26 protein-coding genes are annotated in these 19,569 nt (G+C 68.3%); 12 read left to right on the top strand and 14 right to left on the bottom strand.

Annotated features, from left to right (window positions below):
• Positions 1-123 precede the first annotated feature (123 nt).
• Positions 124-870, top strand: a complete 747-nt coding sequence (locus ACOCEP_RS15480; RefSeq protein ID WP_482337955.1) for a S1 family peptidase — start codon at positions 124-126, stop codon at positions 868-870.
• Between the two features lie 516 nt (positions 871-1,386).
• Here ACOCEP_RS15480 and ACOCEP_RS15475 read toward each other — a convergent pair.
• Positions 1,387-1,704, bottom strand: coding sequence for a hypothetical protein (locus ACOCEP_RS15475; RefSeq protein ID WP_482337954.1), 318 nt, complete (start codon positions 1,702-1,704; stop codon positions 1,387-1,389).
• Between the two features lie 398 nt (positions 1,705-2,102).
• Here ACOCEP_RS15475 and ACOCEP_RS15470 point away from each other — a divergent pair, with 398 nt between their 5' ends.
• Positions 2,103-2,987: a glycoside hydrolase family 19 protein gene (locus ACOCEP_RS15470; protein WP_482337953.1), complete on the top strand. Its 885-nt coding sequence runs from the start codon at positions 2,103-2,105 to the stop codon at positions 2,985-2,987.
• A 56-nt stretch (positions 2,988-3,043) separates the two neighbouring features.
• On the opposite strand, the gene ACOCEP_RS15465 is transcribed toward ACOCEP_RS15470, so the two are convergent.
• Positions 3,044-3,544, bottom strand: a complete 501-nt coding sequence (locus ACOCEP_RS15465) for a MarR family winged helix-turn-helix transcriptional regulator (protein WP_482337951.1) — start codon at positions 3,542-3,544, stop codon at positions 3,044-3,046.
• A gap of 65 nt (positions 3,545-3,609) precedes the next feature.
• Between ACOCEP_RS15465 and ACOCEP_RS15460 the strand changes: the two genes are divergently transcribed.
• On the top strand, positions 3,610-4,110 hold the full coding sequence (locus tag ACOCEP_RS15460) for a cupin domain-containing protein (RefSeq protein WP_482337950.1): 501 nt from the start codon (positions 3,610-3,612) through the stop codon (positions 4,108-4,110).
• Here ACOCEP_RS15460 and ACOCEP_RS15455 read toward each other — a convergent pair.
• The 4 genes from ACOCEP_RS15455 to ACOCEP_RS15440 form a co-directional block, all read right to left on the bottom strand.
• Positions 4,104-5,009 carry a hypothetical protein gene (locus ACOCEP_RS15455; protein WP_482337948.1) on the bottom strand — a complete coding sequence of 302 codons (906 nt, stop codon included), beginning with the start codon at positions 5,007-5,009 and terminating at the stop codon, positions 4,104-4,106. The two genes, ACOCEP_RS15460 and ACOCEP_RS15455, sit on opposite strands and share 7 nt — an antisense overlap.
• A gap of 28 nt (positions 5,010-5,037) precedes the next feature.
• Entirely contained in the window at positions 5,038-5,196 is a 159-nt protein-coding gene (locus ACOCEP_RS15450; RefSeq protein WP_482337947.1) for a HepT-like ribonuclease domain-containing protein, read from the bottom strand.
• Between the two features lie 181 nt (positions 5,197-5,377).
• Positions 5,378-5,686 (bottom strand): nucleotidyltransferase family protein, encoded by a 309-nt coding sequence (locus ACOCEP_RS15445; protein WP_482337946.1) that lies wholly within the window; start codon positions 5,684-5,686, stop codon positions 5,378-5,380.
• 60 nt (positions 5,687-5,746) lie between these two features.
• Positions 5,747-6,553: an exodeoxyribonuclease III gene (locus ACOCEP_RS15440; protein WP_482337945.1), complete on the bottom strand. Its 807-nt coding sequence runs from the start codon at positions 6,551-6,553 to the stop codon at positions 5,747-5,749.
• Positions 6,554-6,598: 45 nt separating this feature from the next.
• On the opposite strand from ACOCEP_RS15440, the gene ACOCEP_RS15435 reads away from it, so the two are divergent.
• Positions 6,599-7,342: an MBL fold metallo-hydrolase gene (locus ACOCEP_RS15435; protein ID WP_482337944.1), complete on the top strand. Its 744-nt coding sequence runs from the start codon at positions 6,599-6,601 to the stop codon at positions 7,340-7,342.
• A 59-nt stretch (positions 7,343-7,401) separates the two neighbouring features.
• On the opposite strand, the gene ACOCEP_RS15430 is transcribed toward ACOCEP_RS15435, so the two are convergent.
• Entirely contained in the window at positions 7,402-7,707 is a 306-nt protein-coding gene (locus ACOCEP_RS15430) for an SH3 domain-containing protein (protein ID WP_482337943.1), read from the bottom strand.
• A 202-nt stretch (positions 7,708-7,909) separates the two neighbouring features.
• Complete coding sequence (locus ACOCEP_RS15425; protein WP_482337941.1) at positions 7,910-9,133, bottom strand: NADP-dependent isocitrate dehydrogenase; 1,224 nt, start codon at positions 9,131-9,133, stop codon at positions 7,910-7,912.
• Positions 9,134-9,380: 247 nt separating this feature from the next.
• On the opposite strand from ACOCEP_RS15425, the gene ACOCEP_RS15420 reads away from it, so the two are divergent.
• The 3 genes from ACOCEP_RS15420 to ACOCEP_RS15410 all read left to right on the top strand — a co-directional run bounded on the left by ACOCEP_RS15420 (position 9,381) and on the right by ACOCEP_RS15410 (position 11,574).
• Positions 9,381-9,881, top strand: a complete 501-nt coding sequence (locus ACOCEP_RS15420; protein WP_482337939.1) for a hypothetical protein — start codon at positions 9,381-9,383, stop codon at positions 9,879-9,881.
• Positions 9,882-9,963: 82 nt separating this feature from the next.
• On the top strand, positions 9,964-10,557 hold the full coding sequence (locus ACOCEP_RS15415; RefSeq protein ID WP_482337937.1) for a hypothetical protein: 594 nt from the start codon (positions 9,964-9,966) through the stop codon (positions 10,555-10,557).
• Positions 10,558-10,578: 21 nt separating this feature from the next.
• Positions 10,579-11,574 (top strand): DUF2203 family protein, encoded by a 996-nt coding sequence (locus ACOCEP_RS15410; RefSeq protein WP_482337936.1) that lies wholly within the window; start codon positions 10,579-10,581, stop codon positions 11,572-11,574.
• 3 nt (positions 11,575-11,577) lie between these two features.
• On the opposite strand, the gene ACOCEP_RS15405 is transcribed toward ACOCEP_RS15410, so the two are convergent.
• Together ACOCEP_RS15405 and ACOCEP_RS15400 are read right to left on the bottom strand one after the other, a co-directional pair.
• Complete coding sequence (locus ACOCEP_RS15405) at positions 11,578-12,435, bottom strand: alpha/beta fold hydrolase (protein WP_482337935.1); 858 nt, start codon at positions 12,433-12,435, stop codon at positions 11,578-11,580.
• Between the two features lie 108 nt (positions 12,436-12,543).
• Positions 12,544-12,978 (bottom strand): Lrp/AsnC family transcriptional regulator, encoded by a 435-nt coding sequence (locus tag ACOCEP_RS15400; RefSeq protein ID WP_241783211.1) that lies wholly within the window; start codon positions 12,976-12,978, stop codon positions 12,544-12,546.
• Positions 12,979-13,093: 115 nt separating this feature from the next.
• On the opposite strand from ACOCEP_RS15400, the gene ACOCEP_RS15395 reads away from it, so the two are divergent.
• Complete coding sequence (locus tag ACOCEP_RS15395; protein ID WP_482337934.1) at positions 13,094-13,933, top strand: Rossmann-fold NAD(P)-binding domain-containing protein; 840 nt, start codon at positions 13,094-13,096, stop codon at positions 13,931-13,933.
• A gap of 5 nt (positions 13,934-13,938) precedes the next feature.
• Positions 13,939-14,763, top strand: a complete 825-nt coding sequence (locus ACOCEP_RS15390) for an aldo/keto reductase (RefSeq protein WP_482337932.1) — start codon at positions 13,939-13,941, stop codon at positions 14,761-14,763.
• Here ACOCEP_RS15390 and ACOCEP_RS15385 read toward each other — a convergent pair whose 3' ends face one another.
• On the bottom strand, positions 14,764-15,378 hold the full coding sequence (locus ACOCEP_RS15385; RefSeq protein WP_482337931.1) for a LysE/ArgO family amino acid transporter: 615 nt from the start codon (positions 15,376-15,378) through the stop codon (positions 14,764-14,766).
• Positions 15,379-15,444: 66 nt separating this feature from the next.
• Here ACOCEP_RS15385 and ACOCEP_RS15380 point away from each other — a divergent pair, with 66 nt between their 5' ends.
• The 3 genes from ACOCEP_RS15380 to ACOCEP_RS15370 all read left to right on the top strand — a co-directional run bounded on the left by ACOCEP_RS15380 (position 15,445) and on the right by ACOCEP_RS15370 (position 17,757).
• Positions 15,445-16,323, top strand: coding sequence for a LysR family transcriptional regulator ArgP (locus ACOCEP_RS15380; RefSeq protein ID WP_482337929.1), 879 nt, complete (start codon positions 15,445-15,447; stop codon positions 16,321-16,323).
• Positions 16,324-16,396: 73 nt separating this feature from the next.
• Positions 16,397-16,984, top strand: coding sequence for an HhH-GPD-type base excision DNA repair protein (locus ACOCEP_RS15375; protein WP_482337927.1), 588 nt, complete (start codon positions 16,397-16,399; stop codon positions 16,982-16,984).
• The gene (locus ACOCEP_RS15370) at positions 16,981-17,757 is read left to right on the top strand and encodes an SDR family NAD(P)-dependent oxidoreductase (protein WP_482337925.1); all 777 of its coding nucleotides are present in this window, start codon (positions 16,981-16,983) and stop codon (positions 17,755-17,757) included. The genes ACOCEP_RS15375 and ACOCEP_RS15370 overlap by 4 nt, the downstream gene beginning before the upstream one ends.
• Positions 17,758-17,765: 8 nt before the next feature.
• On the opposite strand, the gene ACOCEP_RS15365 is transcribed toward ACOCEP_RS15370, so the two are convergent.
• From ACOCEP_RS15365 to ACOCEP_RS15355, 3 genes are all read right to left on the bottom strand, one after another.
• Positions 17,766-18,332: a GNAT family N-acetyltransferase gene (locus ACOCEP_RS15365; RefSeq protein WP_482337924.1), complete on the bottom strand. Its 567-nt coding sequence runs from the start codon at positions 18,330-18,332 to the stop codon at positions 17,766-17,768.
• A 7-nt stretch (positions 18,333-18,339) separates the two neighbouring features.
• Positions 18,340-18,789: a hypothetical protein gene (locus ACOCEP_RS15360; protein ID WP_482337923.1), complete on the bottom strand. Its 450-nt coding sequence runs from the start codon at positions 18,787-18,789 to the stop codon at positions 18,340-18,342.
• A 113-nt stretch (positions 18,790-18,902) separates the two neighbouring features.
• Positions 18,903-19,547 (bottom strand): spermine/spermidine synthase domain-containing protein, encoded by a 645-nt coding sequence (locus ACOCEP_RS15355; RefSeq protein WP_482337921.1) that lies wholly within the window; start codon positions 19,545-19,547, stop codon positions 18,903-18,905.
• Positions 19,548-19,569: the final 22 nt, after the last annotated feature.

Here is a 19,569-nt window from a genome sequence, read left to right as displayed (position 1 = left end):
CCTCACCCCGGCCGAACGGTCTAAACGGTTAAACGCCACATACTTCCGACGGTTCTGGCCAGGGTGCCCGATTCCTAGCGTTCATGGCACCGGATCTTCCGGCCACACCGAAGGAGAACCCAGATGAAGGCACGATCCCTACTGATGGGCTTGGCCATGGCGGCCGCGGCCGTCTTCTCGCTTTCCGGCGTCGCGGCGGCGGCCGAGCCCACCGGAGGCGTCCAGCCGAACATCGTCGGCGGCGGCAACGCGACCCAGGTCTACTCGTTCATGGTGTCCCAGCAGTCGAGCTCCGGTGGCCACCAGTGTGGTGGCTCACTGATCAGCTCGACCTGGGTGGTCACCGCGGCGCACTGTGGCACGCCGTACCAGGTGCGCGTCGGCACCACGAACCGCACCAGCGGCGGCACCGTCGCCCGCGTGGCGCAGCGTATCGCCCACCCGAGCGCCGACCTGGCGCTGCTGCGTCTCTCGACGGCGGTGTCGCAGGCGCCGGTCACGATCGCCGCTTCGTCCGGGGCCGTCGGCACCGCGACGCGGATCATCGGCTGGGGCCAGACCTGCCCCACCCGCGGTGGTTGTGGCGCCCCGATCAACCTCCAGGAGCTGAACACCTCGATCGTCGCCGACAGCCGGTGCCTCGGCATCAGCGGCGCCAGCGAGATCTGCACCAACAACCCCAACGGCAACTCGGGTGCCTGCTACGGCGACTCGGGCGGCCCGCAGGTGAAGCAGGTCAGCGGTGTCTGGCAGCTGGTCGGCGCGACGAGCCGCGCCGGGAACAACAGCAGCACCTGCGCGACCGGGCCGTCGATCTACGTGGACGTCCCCTACTTCCGCAGCTGGATCCGCACCAACTCCGGCGTCTGATCCTGGCCCCGCGTCGCCCCACCGTCCCCGGGGGCGACGCGGGCCCAGCCGGTTCAGCAAGGAACCGTGCGGAAGTTCGAAAAGCCGCTCCAGCAGCGCGACCGCCTTCAGGGAGTCGCACCGCTCGGGGCGGCTTCTTCCGGTCCGCCAGTAGCTCAAGGTCGCGACACTGATCCGGACACCCTCCAGGGCGAGCCGGTGCCGGATCCGGTCGAGGCCGAGGCCGCTGTCCGTGATCGCCCGGTCCAGGGCGCGGGGGAAGGGGTCACCGGGCCGGCTGCGACGCCGTGTCACCGTCATGGACCCGAGCGTGGCGATCAGCGAGCGGCTAAACAATCCGGGCAGGACTAGGTGTACCTACCCAAAAATCCGCCGACCTGCGTTTAGCCCCCTAATCGCGATCCGGACACCCACGGCCGCCGACCTGCGTTTCGCGGGCTAAACGCGATCCGGGCACCCACGGCCGCCGACCTGCGTTTCGCGGGCTAAACGCGATCCGAGCCGGGGAGACGCAGGTCAGGGGCGCGGCTGGCGAGTGAGGGCGTCGTCCGCGAGCACGGCCTCGGCCATCGCGGCGACGGGCTGCGCCGGGGCGACGGGAGCGGGAGCGACGGCGGCCGCGCGGGCCTTCCGACGCTGACGGAACACGCCGAAGGCCATCCCGACGACGCCGAGCGCGACGGCGATCAAGCCGACCGGGCCCAGAAGACCGAAAGCCATCTCCGACCGCGACGTCGTGTCCGCGGCCGACGCCGGTACCGCGCCCGCGATGAGCAGCGCGACCGGGATCGCGATGACCGCCGCGGCCCTCGCCGCGGGCAGGGTCGATCGCATCAGGAGATGAACTGGGTTCCGCACCGGAGTGCCTCCCGTGACGTGACATTGCCGAACCGGAACGCTAACCCGAACGAGTGAGCATTTCCAGGCTGCTGGTCAAAAAACTACCGAGCGTGTCAAGACCTGTGGGTTCTGATCAACTCGGGGCACGAGACTAGCCCCTCACAGGGGGGATGTTTCGAGCACCCCTCTTCTCAGAGTTGCCGAGGTCGAGATCGGTTTCTGACAAAACCGGACAGGGTTAGGCCATTCGGCTGTCGCGCGCGGCCGAACAGGCAGTATCCGGCTTTCCCCGGTTGGTTTCTTGTCCGCAATGGTCTATACCTGTTGGCCATACCCGTTAAAAGGTATAGACCAATCTCCCTGCATGGTCCCCTCGTACGAAGGAGCCACCGATGTCTCTTCGACGTATTCTCGCGGCGGTCGCCGCCACCTTCGCCGCCACCACGGTCGCCGTGGTCGTCCCGGCCCAGTCCGCCTCCGCCGCGGACTGCGTGGCGCCGTGGAACGCGAGCTCGGTCTACTGGGGTGGCAACACCGCCTCCTACAACGGACACAACTGGTCCGCGAAGTGGTGGACACAGAACGAAACCCCCGGGACGGCACAGGTCTGGGCCGATCAGGGCGCCTGCGGCGGCACGACCAACCCGCCGAACCCGTCCGGCTTCGTGGTCAGCGAGGCCCAGTTCAACCAGATGTTCCCGAGCCGGAACCCCTTCTACACCTACAACGGCCTGGTCACCGCCCTGAGCGCGTACCCGGCCTTCGCGGGCACGGGCAGCGACACCGTGAAGAAGCAGGAAGCGGCGGCCTTCCTGGCGAACGTCAGCCACGAGACCGGCGGCCTCGTCCACATCGTCGAACAGAACGAGGCCAACTACCCGCACTACTGCGACACGAGCCAGTCCTACGGCTGCCCGGCGGGCAACGCCGCGTACTACGGCCGCGGCCCGATCCAGCTGAGCTGGAACTTCAACTACAAGGCCGCCGGCGACGCGCTGGGCCTGCCGCTGCTGACCAACCCGTGGCTGGTGCAGAACGACGCGGCGGTCGCCTGGAAGACCGGCATCTGGTACTGGATGACCCAGAACGGCCCCGGCACGATGACGCCGCACAACGCGATGGTCAACAGCCGCGGCTTCGGCGAGACCATCCGCAGCATCAACGGGAGCATCGAGTGCAACGGCGGCAACCCCGCCCAGGTGCAGAGCCGCGTGAACAAGTATCAGCAGTTCACCGGCATCCTCGGCGTGAGCCCGGGCGGCAACCTGTACTGCTGATCCATCCAGGGTGCTGAAGGGGCCCTTTGCCGCATCTCACGCGGCGAAGGGCCCCTTCAGCCTTCGAGGAATGCCAGCAGCCGTCGCAGCGAAGCGTCCAGGACCTCAAGGTCCTCGCCGAGCGGCGAGAGCAGCTTCGCGACGTTCGCCGTGTGCTCGGTCATCGCGGCGTCGACGACACCGAACCCGCGCTCGGTCAGCGTGACCCGGAAGCTGCGCCGGTCTTCGGGATCCAGGGCCCGCTCGACCAGCCCCGCCGACTCGAGCCTGTCGATCCTGCTGGTCATCCCGGCCCTGGACATCATCAGCGTCGCGGACAGCTCGGACGGGATCAGCGTGTACGGCCACCCGGATCGCCTGAGCGCCGCGAGCACGTCGAACTCCCCCTGCTTCAAGCCGTGCTTCGCGAACACGGCTTCCACCATGGGAGTGGTCAGCATCGCCACGCGACCGAGGCGCCCGGCGACCCCGATCGCGGTCAAGTCCAGCTCCGGCCGTTCGCGCCGCCATGCGCCGACGATCGTGTCGATCGCGTCCGTGTTCCGTTCTTCGCTCACCGACGCAGTCTATTCGACGGGAGATAGTTTGACAGCGAACTATCAGTGGTGGAACTATCGAGAGCATGACCCAGCGCATCGAATCCCGCGAACCCGTTCTCGTCCGCGCCGCCGAGGCCGAGACCGTCGGCGCGGCCCCCACCCTCGTCACACTGCTCGCCGACGTCTCGACCACAGGCGGAGCCCTGAGCAGCGCGCGAACACGGTTAGGCGTCGGGGCGGATGGAGCGGCGCCGCACTATCACACCGGCTCCTCCGAGATGTTCTTCATGCTCGGCGGAAGGCTGGAAGTGCTTGTGGGAGAAGAGATCGTCACCGTTTCCGAGGGCGACATGCTGGTCGTTCCGCCGCTGACCACGCACGCTTTCCGCGCGACCGTCGACTCGTCGGCGGACGTCCTGATCGTGTTCGTCCCCGGCGTGGAACGGTTCGGCTACTTCCGCCTGCTGGAGAAGGTCGGGCATGGCGAGGCGACCGTCCAGGATCTCTTGGACAGTCAGGAAAAGTTCGACAACCACTTCGTCGAGAGTCCCGTGTGGACGGAGAGCGCGAAGTCCCGTCAGTAGCCGCGCGGCGGGTACCCCTGGGGCGGATACCCGGGCTGCGGGTACTGCGGTGGCGGGTACCCGTGATGATGCGGCGGATACGGCTGCTGTCCGTACTGAGGCGGCGGGTACTGCGGCGGCGGATACCCGTGATGATGCGGCGGATACGGCTGCTGTCCGTACTGAGGCGGCGGGTACTGCGGTGGATAGCCGGGATTCTGCGGCGGATACGGCTGGTGCGGGTACTGGGGCTGCTGCGGAGGTGGCGGCGCGGGCTGACCGCCGCTGAGGTGAAACGGCAACTGCGACACCAGCTGCGCGAGACGCCCCAGCGTCGAGAGCACGTCATCCGGCTTGGTCCGGCCGAAGGTCGGGTTCTCGACGTACACCAGTTCCGCGCCCACCAGCGACCAGGTGTGCAGTTTCAAGGACCGCATGGTGGCGGCGACCTGCGGCGTGAGCACGCCGACCGCCACGTTCGGATCGGTGTCGATCAGCTTGTACCAGCGGTTGAACTTCCGGTCCGCGGTGGCGGGCTCCGGGTACTGCTCGACGTCCCAGGCGGATTCGATGCTCGACACGATCTGGAAGTTCGGCATCGGCGCGGGCAGGGTGACCGCCCAGACCGTGTCGATCGAGATCGTGTCGAGCTCGTTGACCTTCTTGTTGGTCCACCGCGTGTGCACGCTCGTGACCGTCGGGCGGCGGTGGTAGTCGAAGACACTGAACGGCAGCCCTTGGTACGCGCCGCTCAGCGCGCCGAACGCCATCCGCTTGTCTCCGCGCTGGTTGAACGGCAGCACCGTCCACCGCTCCAGCATGTTCGGCGCGTCCGGGCTGAACTCCCACCCGTACTGGCCGGACATGGCGTAGCGCTCGGCGTTCGTCGCCTCGATACGCCTGGCTTCGTTCGTCTCCATCGCTACCCCCGGGTCTCCTGAGCGCAGGTTATCCGCAGTGCGCCGGCGCGTGTTCCGGGCCTACGCGTCTTGCAACCGGCGCGGGAAGCCGCTCAGTGAGCACCTGCCATACCAAAGCATCGTCGACCGTTGCGTAACCATGGATGAGAATGTTGCGAAATGCGACGATGCGTCCCAGGTCAGGCACTTGTGCCGCAAGATCACCATCTTGGACAGCTGGTTCAGCGCCTCACCGATGATTTCGAACTGACGCTCTACCGCCGAGCGCAGCATGGCGTTCGACTGGTAACCCTCGAAGTCCTCGCCCCTCGCTGAACTCGCTCAGCAAATCCGCCGCTCGCAACGCATCCCAAAGGTAAGCACGAGCGTCACGCTGCATAGAGAAGCTCCCGGGTTTCCAGCACCTGCCGTTTGAAGTACGGATTGCGAATACTGGTCACGCTGACGAGATCGACCGGGCGTTCCAGTAACCGCTCAAGCCCTTCCTTCAGATCGAAGTAGGTGCTGAAGTAGTCGAACCCTGGCCCCGCGTCGAACTCGACAAGCACGTCGACATCGCTGGACAGCAAGTCGAACCTGTCGCTCACGGCGGAGCCGAACAGATCGAGGCGGCGCACTGAATGCGTTCGGCAAAGATCTTCGATCTCACGCTTCCTGAGTTCGATCGACTCGTGCACGCCGCCACCTCCTGACCCTGATTGTGCCTGACCGGGTCCCGCTGGTCACGGTGAACCGAGTTATCCCGAGTACGTCGCCGTCACCGGCGCGTGGTCGGACCAGCGCTGGTGGTAGGACTCGGCGCGCTCGACCACGACGGAGGTGCACCGCTCGGCCAGGCCGGGGGTGGCGATCTGGCAGTCGATCCGCCAGCCGGTGTCGTTGTCGAACGCCTTCCCGCGGTACGACCACCAGGTGTACGGACCAGGGCCTTCCGGGTCGAGCTTGCGCTGCACGTCGACGTAGCCCGCCTCGCTGAACACGCGGCCGAGCCACTCCCGCTCTTCCGGCAGGAAGCCCGAGCTCTTCTGGTTTCCGCGCCAGTTCTTCAGGTCGATCTTGTCGTAGGCGATGTTCCAGTCGCCCACGACGACGACCTCGCGGCCGCCGGCCTCGGCCTTGGCGCGCAGGTCGACGAGGTACGGCAGGAACGCCGCCATGAAGCGCTCCTTTTCGTCCTGGCGCGGGGTCCCGACGTCGCCGCTGGGCAGGTACAGGCTCGCGACCACGACGTTCGGCAGGTGGATCTCGGCGTAGCGGCCGCTGTCCTCGAATTCGGGCTCGCCGAAACCGATGCGGACCTCTTCCGGCTCCGCGCGGCTGAAGAGCATGACACCGTTGCGCCCCTTCTGGGCCGACGGCGCGTGCACGACATGCCAGCCTTCGGGCGCGGCGGCACCGGCCGGCAGCTCCTTGAGCTCGGCCCTGACCTCCTGGCAGGCGACGACATCGGCCTTCGTCGAGCCCAGCCACTCGACGAAGCCCTTTTTCGCGGCGGCGCGGAGGCCGTTGACATTCACTGTGGAGACGGTCAGCACCCGTCGCACGCTACCCGGAGGGTCCGACAGAAACGGCACTGGGAGACTGCGCGGATGAGCGAGCTGACCGTGCTGGGCAGCTGCGGCGCCTGGCCGGAGCCGGGCCGGGCCTGCGCCGGCTTCCTCCTGGTCCACGAGGGTTTCCAAGTCGTGCTCGACCTCGGTTACGGCGCCGCGTCACGGCTGTTCGAACACTGCCCGGGCGGCCGGGTCGACGCCGTGGTGGTGACGCACGAGCATCCCGATCACTGCGCCGACGTGAGCGCGCTGGGCCGGGCGCGCGCCTACGGGCTGCCGGACGAGCCGAGGATCCCGCTGCACTGCACTCCGGGCACGGTGCGCCGGCTCGAAGCGCTGGAACCGCGACCGCATCCCACGACGATCTTCGACGTGCGCGAACTCGGTCCGCCGTGCGAGGTCGGGCCGTTCCGGATGACGACGTTCCTGCTCCCGCACCATGTGCCGAACCACGGCGTGCGCCTGACCGCGCCCGGGCTCACCGTCGCCTATACCGGCGACAGCGGACCCAGCCCGATCCTGGCGGAACTGGCACGCGACGCCGACCTCCTCATCGCGGACGCCACGCTCCAGGGTCCGTCGCCCGACGAGACGCCGCGTCTGGTGTCGACGGCGGGCGAGGCGGGGTACTGGGCGGAGCGTGGCGGTGCCCGGCGGCTGCTGCTGACTCATTTCTGGCCCGGTTCCGACCGCGCGATCTCGGTGGCCGAAGCGCGGGAGGAGTTCAGCGGCGAGGTGCTGGCGGCCGAGGAAGGCGCCCACCTGCGTTTCGCGGGCTAACCGCGATCCCGCAGGTCAGCGGCCACCTGCGTTTCGCGGGCTAAACGCGAACCCGCAGGTCAAGGGCCGCATTTCGCGCCTTCGACCGGGGGCGCGAACTCGGCGGAGACCCACTTGCCCTCGGCGATCTTGCGGAAGCCGTTCTCGACCACCGGCTGCGCGTCGATCTTCGTGTCCTTGACGTACTTGCCGACGATCTTCTGCCCGCCGGGCGCGTCGCGCGCGTTGAGCACGTCGGCGGTCACGACGACCTGGCAACCGGTCGGGCTCGACGCGCTCGACTCCCTGTCCTGCCCCGAGATGGCGACGACGACGATCAGCGCCAGTCCGCCGCCGACGAACAAGACCGGTTTCGAGATGGCCATGCTGGTCACTCCTCGAACAAGGGAATCGTTTTCTGTCCGGTCCAGAGTGGCAGAAGCCGGGGCGGGCGCCCAGATCCCGGATTGCCAACCACCCGGAGGCGCCAACAGGACAGCCCCCGTACTACCCACCGTCACAACGCGAAGGCGCGACGCGAAAGGCCCCCTTCCGCGAGGGAAGGGGGCCTTCAGGCGCTCAAGCGACTCAGCCCTGGGCGATCTTCTCGGCCAGGTTGGCGTCCAGCGTCGCGAGGAACTCCTCGGTGGTCTGGAACGGCTGGTCCTTGCTGATCAGCAGCGCGAGGTCCTTGGTCATCTTGCCGCTCTCGACGGTCTCGACGACGACCTGCTCCAGCTTGTTCGCGAACCCGATCAGCTCCGGGTTCGAGTCCAGCTTGCCGCGGTGCTCGAGCCCACGGGTCCACGCGAAGATGGACGCGATCGGGTTGGTCGAGGTCGGCTTGCCCTGCTGGTGCTGGCGGTAGTGCCGGGTCACCGTGCCGTGCGCGGCCTCGGCCTCGACGGTCTTGCCGTCCGGGGTGCGCAGCACCGAGGTCATCAGGCCCAGCGAGCCGAAGCCCTGCGCGACGGTGTCGGACTGCACGTCACCGTCGTAGTTCTTGCAGGCCCAGACGTAGCCGCCCTCCCACTTCATCGCCGCGGCGACCATGTCGTCGATCAGGCGGTGCTCGTAGGTGATGCCCTTGGCGTCGAAGTCGGCCTTGAACTCGGCCTGGTAGATCTCCTCGAACACGTCCTTGAACATGCCGTCGTAGGCCTTCAGGATGGTGTTCTTGGTCGACATGTAGACCGGGTACTCCCGGTCGAGGCCGTACTGCAGCGAGGCGCGCGCGAAGTCCTCGATGGACTTGCGGAAGTTGAACATGCCCATGGCGACGCCGCCGCCCTCGGGGTACTGCGCGACCTGGAACTCCATCGGCTCGGAACCGTCGGCCGGGGTGTAGGTCATGGTCAGCGTGCCCGGGCCGGGGACCTTGAAGTTGGTCGCCTTGTACTGGTCACCGTGCGCGTGACGGCCGATGATGATCGGCTTGGTCCAGCCCGGTACCAGGCGCGGGATGTTCTGGATGACGATCGGCTCGCGGAAGATCACGCCGCCGAGGATGTTGCGGATCGTCCCGTTGGGCGACAGCCACATCTTCTTCAGGCCGAACTCCTCGACCCGCGCCTCGTCCGGCGTGATCGTGGCGCACTTGACGCCGACGCCGTGCTTCTTGATCGCGTTGGCGGAGTCGATGGTGATCTGGTCGTCGGTGCGGTCCCGCTCCTCGATGCCCAGGTCGTAGTACTCCAGGTTCACGTCCAGGTACGGGTGGATCAGCCTGTCCTTGATGAACTGCCAAATGATGCGGGTCATCTCATCACCGTCGAGCTCGACGACGGTGCCCTGGACCTTGATCTTGGCCATGAGCAGCGGTGCTCCTTCCGCGGATCTTCGCGTTCTACTTCAGTCTCTCCGGTAGCGGTACAAGCGTACTGCTTAACGGTGCTGGATGGTTCCAGTAGTGGTCGGTATCAAGTCTCCACGAGGCGGATGTGTCCGACGTCACCCGGTCGTACGACGGCCATCCGGCCGTCACGGGAACGACGGCGACCGCGTCATCATCGAACCGAACCCGACGATCGGCCCGTCGGCCACCGGAAAGGCGGACCTCATGACCACCGACCCCTACGCCGTGCAGCCGCCAGGGCAGCCGGCGCCGTACGTCCAGCCTAGGCAAAGCGGCCGAGCGGTGCCCCGGGTGATCAGCGGGCTGGGCGGTGCCCTGCTCACGCCGGTCGCGCTCGGCCTGACCATCTACGGCGGCACACTGCTCCAGCAGGGTTTCTCCCGCTCCCTGTCCATCAGCGAGGACCCGCTCGGCATCGTCCTCCTGGTCCTTGGGGGCCTGCTCCTGCTCGGCGTCGCGTTCCTCGGGGCGCTGTCCGGGCTCGGACCGGTGCTGGGTGGGCTGCTGTGGGGTGTGCTGCCGGGCGTGGGGTTCCTCCTGAGCCCGCGCGACGTCATGAGCCTCATCTACGACATCGGCGGCCGCGGCCTCGGCGTCGGCATGGTGACCTGGCTGGTGATGGGCGCGCTGATCGGGAGCGGTTTCCTCCTCATCGGGGCGGGCCTGGTCGGCACCCTCTCGCGCCGTCGCTCGAATCGCGTTTAGCGGGCTGAACGCGATCCGGGGAGATCGAAGTGAACCGAAGTGGGCCGGCGTCCGTAGTCCGGTGCAGGGAGGTGACCCGCCGATGTCATCGCACCGGTATGCCGCGGAGTACGACGACGAGGACTACCAGGAGTACGGGGAGTACGAGCAACCCGAAAGCCCGCGAGATCCGCGAAGGCCGTACGAGGACGTCGAGTCGTATGAACCGTACGAGCCCTTCGACGACGATCTGAGCCCCGAAGACCCGCGCGCCGGCCGAGGCGTGCGTCGCGTCCTCAGCGGCGCGGGCGGCCTGATCCTGACGCCGGTCGCCCTCGGCCTGCTGGCCTGGGGCGGCCTGCGGCAGCAGATGCTCGTCCAAGCGACGCTCAGCACCCAGCGTGACGTCCTCAGCATCGGCCTCCTCGTCGGCGGCGGGGTCCTGTTGCTGTCGGTCGGGCTGCTCGGCGCGCTCTCGGCGACCGGCCCGATCCTCGGCGGGCTGGTCTGGGGTGTCGCCCCCGGCGTGGCCACGATCGCCGTCCCGGAATGGGGCTTCCGGCTGGTGAAGTACCTGCCGCAGAACGACGTCACGTACGGCGTCACGAGCTGGCTGTTCATCGGCGGGCTGCTCGCGACGGGTTTCCTCCTGATCGGCGCCGGCCTCGCGTCGAGACTCGCCCGGCGGCGCCGCTGAGCGTGCTGGGACCATCGGCGCATGGGTCTGTTCACCGTTCCCGAAGCCCGCGCCGAGCTCGCCCGGCTACGCCCCGTGCTCGACGAGCTGATCCGCCTCCGCGCCGACGCGGCCGAGCTCGCCGCGTCCCTGCGCCCTGGCGGCCGCGAGACCCCGCTCGGCGGGATGCCGGAATGGAAGGCCGCGCAGGCCCGGCTGGACGATCTGATGACCACCGTCCAGCGGACGGGCGCGGAGCTGAAGGGGTTCGCCCCGCTCCTGATCGACTTCCCCGCCGAGCTCGACGGCGTCGACGTCCTGCTCTGCTGGCTCGAAGGCGACGCGGAGCTGTCCTGGTATCACCGCGCCGACCTGGGTTTCGCCGGACGCCGCCGCCTTCCCGATAGGGTCGCGGTCGTGAGCGAGGAGATCGCGGCCGGGCTTTTCGACGGCATCGCCGCGCGCTACGACGAAGACACCTTTCACGGTCTGGTCGCCGACGCGCTCGTCGACGGCCTCGGCTGCCCTGCGCCCGAACGCGTTCTCGACGTCGCGACCGGGACCGGGGTCGCCGCGTTCGCCGCGTTACGGCTGGACCCGGGCGAAGTGCTCGCGATCGACATCTCGCCGGGCATGATCGCCCGAGCCGAGACGAAGGCGGCGACACACGATCCCGGCAAGCGCATCACCTGGCAGGTCGCTTCCGCGGTTCCGTCGCCGGTGGAGGACGAGGGCGCCGACGCCGTGCTGTGCGCGTCTTCCCTGCACTTCCTCGGCGCGGCCGCGCTCCGCGACTGGCTGCGGGCGCTGCGCCCGGGCGGCAGGGTGGGCTTCAGCCTGCCGCTCGCGTCGGCGTTCCGGCCGTCGGAGGCGTTCGCCGCGATCGTCCCCACCGACCTGAAGCTGCCGGAAACCGAGGACGACGCGGCGGAACTGGCCTCCGAGGCCGGCTTCACCGAGGTGACCGTGAAACGCCTCGACGTCGAGACCGACGATCGGGTCCGGTCGGTGTTCGTGGTGCACGCGACCAGGCCCTGACCCTTACAGCGGCGCGAAGAACGGCACGCATTTCGGCGCGGGCGCGTTCTCCGGGTCGAGCGCCTTGAGGATCAGGCTCGTCACGTTCGGGTCGATCGCCTGGCTCAGGTGCCCGGAAACGTCGGCGCCGCAACGATCCTGCAGCACGATGTCGGTCGCGCCCGGCTCGGCCAGCACCCCGCTGGTGTACGGCGTGACCACCCGATCGTGGCGGCTCACGATGCTCGTGTAGGTCGGCCCCGGCACGGTCACGCCGTCGCGGGCGAGGTCGTCGAGGAAGTCCGACGGCGCGAGGTATTCACGGCACGCTCCGCACACGCCGTCGGCGAGAAGGTCGACGCCGGGCAGCGACAGCACGGCCTTGGCGAGACTGGAGAAGCCGTTGAGCGTGGTGCCTTTGAAGTTCGAGCCGAAGCCGACGAAATGCTTCACCTTTTCCGCGCCTCCCTCGAATTTGAGGTAGTACGCGGGCATCGTCGTGCCCTCGGAATGCCCGACGATGTCGACCTTGTCCGCGCCGGTGCTCGCTCGCACGCGGTCGACGAACGCGCCGAGTTCGACGGCGCTCTTCCGCATGGAGGCGAGCCCGCCGAACAACTGTCCACCCAGGACAGTGGCGCCGTAGGTCAGCGAATAGACGCAGTAACCGGCGTTCTTGAGCTTCGGCGCGTGGTAGAACCAGTTGGTCGTCGCGTTGCCGCCGAGGCCGTGCACCAGCACCACGGGCTCGGGATGGCTCGCGCTCGGTTGGCACGACCAGTCGTTCCAGCCGCTCGACGGCGCCGCGCTCGCCGCCGCCGGGACGGCGATCGTGAACGTCAAGGCCGCGGCGACCGTGGTGAGGATCCTTCTGGCCCGCATTCCCGCCTCCGGTTACTCGTCAGTATGTGATGCGAGTCATCATGCGTCACAAATCGACGTCCGGAACCAGGAGAACCACCAGACTTACCCGACAGTTCTTGTGATGCATCACAAGGGCAGCAGAACCCGTCGTTCGATCGGGCTGGACATGACGATCGACGTCGTCGTGGCGCCCAGTACGGAAAGATCCTCCAGCAGCTCTTCCAGGTGACCGGTGTCGCGCACGGCGATCTTCAGGATCCAGCAGTCCTCGCCCACCACGTGGTGGAGTTCGAGGATCTCCGGCCGGTCCATGATCTTCCGCGTGCGCGGGTGCCGGACGGTGAACCCGCTGTGCGGCGCCATCCGCACGAACGCCCGCAGGCCCAGGCCGACCCCGGTGGGCGAAACGAGCGCCGCGTAGCCGGTGATCGTGCCGTCGGCTTCGAGCCGTTTGACGCGCTCGCCGACGGCCGCGGGGCTCAGCGAAACACGCCGCCCGAGCTCGCTCAGGGTGATGCGGCCTTCCTCTTGGAGAAGTTCGAGGAGTCGCCGGTCGATCACGTCCAGTGAACTTTCGGTGGATCCTCGATTCAACCGAGAATCTTTCAGCGATTCCGCTGTTTCACCCATGTTCTCCCCTTCAACCACTCGGATCGCCACCGTAACACTGGTGGACATGACGAAAGTGCTCGTTCTCGGCGGAAGCCGGTACTTCGGCCGCGGGGTGGTCGAGCGGCTGCGCGACGCCGGTTCGGACGTCACCGTCCTCAACCGCGGGTCCGCGCCCGCTCCCGGCGGCGTCGCCCACCTGATCGCCGACCGCGACGACGAAGCCGGGCTGAAGGCCGCGCTGGGTTCCCGTTCCTTCGACGTCGTTCTCGACCAGGTCTGCTACACGCCGGTCCAGGCGGAGATCGCTCGCCGTGTCCTCCGCACGGACCGCTACGTGATGACGTCCACGATCGAGGTCTACGACCGGATCCGGACGGAGACGCCGATGACCGAATCGCTGGTCGCCCCGGTGAACGTCGACCCCGAACTTCCCGAGTACGACTACGGCGAAGGCAAGCGCCAGGCCGAAACGGTCTTCGCGGCGGCGGACACACCGTTCGCTTCGGTGCGCGTCGCGCACGTCCTCGGCGGCGAGGATTTCACCGGACGGCTGCGCCATTACGTCGAACGGCTGGACGCGGGAGACGCTGTGGACGTCCACGCGGATCCGCGCCCCTCGACGTTCATCCACGCGAGTGAGATCGCGGATTTCCTGACCTGGGCCACGCTCGCGGACTTCACCGGCCCGGTCAACGCCGGCTCGCACGGCGAACTGTCGGCGCTCGATCTCGCCGCCGCTATCAGCACGGAGCCCCGATTCCGGGTCGTCGAGCGGAACGCCTCCCCGTTCTCGTTCGACCGGTACGCCGTCCTGGACACCTCGCGCGCTGCCAGCCTCGGCTTTTCGTTCTCCGCCACCACCGCTTGGCTCAGCGAAGCCATCGAAGACGCCAGAAAGGCATGACCCCCATGCGTTACCGCAGCATCGGAGACGTCGAAGTGAGCGCGATCGGGCTGGGCGCGATGCCCCTGTCGATCGAGGGCCGGCCGGATCGCGACCGAGCGATCGTCACGATCCACGCCGCGATCGACGCCGGTGTCACGCTGATCGACACGGCCGACTCCTACCACTGGCACGCGGGCGAAATCGGGCACAACGAGGAGCTGATCGCCGCCGCCCTGTCCGTCCACAGTGGATCGGACGCGGTGCTCGTCGCGACGAAGGGCGGTCGCGGCCGTCCCGGTGACGGCTCGTGGACCGTCACCGGGACTCCCGCGCACCTCAGGAACGCCTGCGAGGGCTCCCTGAAACGGCTCGGCGTCGACGCGATCGGGCTCTACCAGCTGCACAAGCCCGACGAGAACGTGCCGTGGGCGGAGTCCGTCGGCGCGATCAAGGACCTCGCCGACGAAGGCAAGATCCGGCTCGCCGGGATCTCCAACGTCTCCCGGGCACAGATCCTCGAAGCACGGGAGATCCTCGGCGAGACCCTGGTTTCGGTGCAGAACGAACACGCGCCCGCGCAGCTGGTGCACGAACCGGAGCTGGCGCTGTGCACCGAGCTCGGGCTCGCCTATCTGCCGTGGGGTCCGCTCCGCGGCATCGACGGGGAGTTCCTCGCCGTGGCCGAGGAACGCGGGGTCAGCCCGCACCAGGTCTGCCTGGCCTGGCTGCTCGCGAAGTCGCCGTCGATGATCGCGATCCCCGGCTCGACGAGGCCCGCGACCATCCGGGATTCGGCGGCCGCGGCCGATCTCGTGCTCACCGCCGAAGAGCTGGCCCGCTTGCCGTGATCAGGCCCCGGCCACCAGCGCCACACCCAGGCCGATCATCGTCGCCGCGACCAGGCCGTCCAGCACCCGCCACGACGACGGCTTGCGGAAGAACCCGCTGAGCAGCCGCGCGCCGAAACCGAGCGCGAGGAACCAGAGCACACTGGCCGACACCGCGCCCACGCCGAACGCCCATCGGTCGCTGCCGTGTCCGGCCGCGATGGCGCCGAGCAGGAGGAGGGTGTCGAGGTAGACGTGCGGGTTCAGCCAGGTGATCGCCAGTGTGGTCAGCACGATGCGGCGCATCGATCCGCCGGTCTCCGGGCCGCCGGTCTCCAGCGTGGACGGTTTGAACGCGCGACGGGCGGCGAGAGCGCCGTAGCAGAGCAGGAAGGCGCCGCCGACCAGCGCGACGATCGTCAGTGCTTCGGGTGACGTCCCCACCAGCGCGCCGACCCCGCCGACGCCGAGGCTGACCAGGATGGCGTCCGAGAAGATGCAGATCAGCACCACGACGAGCACGGCTTCACGCCGGATGCCCTGCCGCAGCACGAAGGCGTTCTGCGCGCCGATCGCGACGATGAGGGCCATGGTGGCGCCGAACCCGGCGACCGCGCTGAACAGAACGTCTCCCATACGGACGACCCTAGGAAGCGAATCGTCAACAGTACAGCTAAAGATTCTTACGTAAGATTAGCGCTCGTGATGACAGATCTGCCCCTCGACCTGGTCCGCACGCTGCTGGTGGTCGCCGACGAAGGCACGTTCGACGCGGCGGCTTCGGCGCTGCACGTGACCCCGTCGGCGATCAGCCAGCGCGTCAAGGCGCTCGAACAGCGCACCGGCCGGGTCCTGCTGATCCGCACGAAACCGGTGCGGCTGACCGAATCCGGGCAGGCGGTGGTGCGATTCGGCCGTCAGGTGGCCCTGCTGGAGGCCGACACCCGCGCCGAACTCGGCCTGACCACCGGCGACGAGCCGGTCCGGCTGACGATCGCGGTGAACGCCGATTCGCTGGCGACCTGGTTCCTGCCCGCCCTCACGAGGGTGCCGCCCGAGCAGAAGATCTGCTTCGAACTGCATCGCGAGGATCAGGACCACACCACGACCCTCCTGCGGGAGGGCCTGGTGATGGCCGCCGTGACGTCGTCACCCGATCCGGTCGCCGGGTGCTCGGTCCACCGGCTCGGGCACATGCGCTACCTGGCCGTCGTGAGCCCGGCACTCGGCACGGACCTCGACCTCGCCGAAGCACCCGTCGTCGTCTTCGACCGCCGCGACGACCTCCAAGACCGCTTCGCTCGCGAGCGCGGCACGATCGCGAGCAGGTTGCGGCACTACGTCCCGTCGTCCGAAGGGTTCTTCGACGCCGTCGCGGCCGGCATGGGCTGGGGCATGGTGCCGCTCGCGCAGATCGGCGACCGGCTGCGTGACGGCAGTTTCGTCTGTCTCGACCCCGATCACCCGATCGACGTACCGCTGTTCTGGCAGCAGTGGAAACTCGACTCCCCCGCGCTGGCGGCGGTGTCGGCCGCCGTCACCACGGCGGCCGCGGACCTGTTGGTGGATCCGCACGGATGAGGACGCGCGCATCGGGCCGGTCGTGAGATCCTGGGCGCCGGACGCGGCCCCTCTGATCTGAGAAGATGACGCCATGCCGAACGAGCTCCGACTGACCGGCGACGCCGATGCCGACAAGCTGCTCAACGACGATCCGTTCGCCCTGGTGACCGGGCTCCTGCTTGATCAGCAGTATCCGATGGAACACGCCTTCCGTGGGCCGAAGAAGATCGCCGACCGGATGGACGGCTTCGAAATCCACAAGATCGCCGAAGCCGACACCGAGACCTTCGTCGAACTCTGCGTCACCCCACCGGCCATCCACCGTTATGGCGGCTCCATGGCCCGGCGGGTCCAAACCCTCGCCCAGTACATCATCGAGCACTACGACGGCGACACCGCCGCGATCTGGACGGCCGGGCGACCGAAACCCAACGGCGAAGAGGTTCTCAAACGCCTCAAAGCCCTTCCCGGCTACGGCGAGCAAAAGGCGAAGATCCTCCTCGCGCTCCTCGGCAAACAGCTCGGCGTCCAGCCCAAAGGCTGGCGTGCCCTCGCCGGCGCGTACGGCGACCGCGGTTCCCGCCGTTCCATCGCCGACGTCACCAGCCCCGAAACCCTCGCCGAAGTCCGCGCCTTCAAGAAGGCGGCCAAAGAAGCCGCGAAGGCGACCGCCGGATGACCACCGAGGCGGCACGTGTCGCCGTAGTCACCGGAGCCGGCCGGGGGATCGGCCTGGCGATCGTTCGCGCGCTGGTCGAAGACGGATACACGGTCGTGGCGGGCAGCCGCACCGTCACCGCCGATTTGAAGGAGCTGACCCCGGACGCGCTCCAGGCCGACTTCGGCCACCCCGACGAGCCCGCCCGCGTCGTGCGGCACGCGCTCGACCAGCACGGCGGGATCGACCTGCTGGTCAACAATGTCGCGGGCACGTCGACGCCGCCCGGCGGTTTCCTTCAGCTCGACGACGACGCGTTCCTGCACACCTTCAACGTGACCTTCATGTCGAACGTCCGTGCCACGCGGGCCGCGCTGCCGAGCCTGCTGGAACGCCGCGGCGCGGTGATCAACATCAGTTCCGTCAACGCGAAACTGCCCCAGCCGCGGCTGGTCGCGCAATCCGCGGTCAAGGCCGCGGTGTCGAACCTCGGCAAGGCGCTCGCCGAGGAATTCGGCGGTCAAGGGCTGCGGGTGAACACGATTTCGCCCGGCCCGGTGTGGACCGACCTGTGGACGTCACCCGGTGGTCCCGGCGACATGATCGCCCAGCGAGCGGGGGCCACGCTGGACACGTTCAAGGACCGGCTGCCCGCCACCGTCGGCACCTCGACCGGCGAGTTCGCCGATCCCGGCGAGATCGCGGCGCTCGTGGTGTTCCTCGCCTCGGGCAAGGTGGCCAACATGAGCGGTGCGGATCTGGTGATCGACGGCGGGATGATGAAGACGGTCTGAGCCGGCGGCTACTTCTTCCCCGCGCCGGGCCACGGCCCCGGTGTCTCGGCGGGCAGCTCGGCCTGCTCGACCTCGGTGCGGAAGAGCCGGAAGCCGCGTGCCTGGTAGTTCTTGAGCGCGGCCGGGCCGTCCGTGGTGCAGGTGTGGACCGTGACGCGGCGCGTCGGCGTCTTGCCCGGCCAGCGCTCCGCGAGGGCCCACGCCTCCCGCAGCGCGACGGTCAGCAGGTGCCCGCCGACGCCCTTGCCGACGAAAGACGACATCAGGCCGAAGTACGCGAGCTCTACTTCGCCGTTGACAGTGCCGTCGAGCTCGAAGTACCCGCACGGTGTCCCCTGCGCATACGCCACCCAGGTCTCGACGCCCGGCCTGTCCAGCCACTCGACCCACCGCGTCCACGTCCAGCCGAGCCGGTCGATCCAGAACCAGTCGCCGCCGACGGCGGTGTAGAGGTAGCGGTTCAGTTCCGGGCTGACCAGCTCGGCGCGGGTGACCGTCACCGGGACGGCCGGCGGTTTCGCCGCGCTCAGCTCGTCCGGCGAGGTCTGCTCGAGGTGCCAGGTCGTGATCTCCATACGGCGATCATTTCAGCCAGACCCGCAGCGGCCCCAGCGCCGTATAGCCGTTGCGGAGGGCGGCGTCGAGATCCTCACCGTGCTCGTAGCCGGTGATCGGCAAGCCGGGGAAGCTCGCCGCGACGGCCGAGGTCGCGCCGCGCCAGGCGTCGTCCAAGTCGTCTTGAGTGTACAAATTGGACAGTCCGGCGAAGGCGCCGTCCCGGTTGGCCGTCACTCCGGCGACCCCGTTCGACCACACGGCGACGGAGGGATCCTCGAAGGGATCGTCGACCCGGGACCAGCCCGGTTCGAGCGGCACGTCGGCCATCCGCGTGATCCAGGTGGCCTCGAAGAGCACCTCGAAACCTTCGCTTGCGAGATCCAAGCAGCCGAAGCTGTCCTTCACCGCGCAGCCCGGCGACGTGTCGATCCCGTCCAGTACTTCCGCCACTGTCGCGTCCGGGGTCAGAGTCATCGCGTCGGGATACAACGGCGGGGTCCGGCACGCCGATTTCCAGACGCGGGCGGTGAAGGTGCCCGTCCGGCATACGGTGTCGCACCAGCGGGCGTTGACCCGCGCGGCGTCCGCTACACCCGCGCGAACCACAGCACGTCCGGTTCCCCTTGCGGCACCGGGATCTTCAGCTCCCGCACCTCTCCGAACCGCGCACGGAGCCGCTTCGTGAACGACGGCACCGACTCGGCGCTCCACACCCCGAGCACGCCGCCGGGCCGCAGCCGTTCGGCGAGCATGTCGAGCCCTTCGTCCCGGTAGAGCTTCGCGTTGCCGTCGGTGACCGTCCACTCAGGACCGTTGTCGATGTCGAGGCACAGCGCGTCGAACCGTTCTTCCGTCCGGCGCAGCCACTTCACCAGATCGGCCTCGACCACGGTGACCCGTTCGTCGGACAGGGCGTCGTCATGGACGGCCCTGAGCGGGCCCTCGCGATTCCAGCCGATCACGGCGGGCTCTCGCTCGACGACCACGACCTCGCCGACGCCGGGATGATCCAGCGCGGCGCGCAGCGAATAGCCGACGCCGAGACCGCCGATCAGCATCCGGGACCTGCCGGGCACCAGGTCCGCCGCCACCGACACGAGCAACCGTTCGGATTCACCGTTCCGGGTGTCCATCAGGAAGACGCCGTTGGCGATGACCTCGAAGTCGTCTCCTGCCCGGCGGAGCACCAATTCGCCGCTCTTCCCGGCGACTTTGTCGAGTACGTCGGTCATCCGGGCAGCTTATCGGCGACGG

The organism is Amycolatopsis sp. CA-211722, from assembly GCF_056828465.1.
This window is presented reverse-complemented; position numbering and strand designations above follow the sequence as displayed.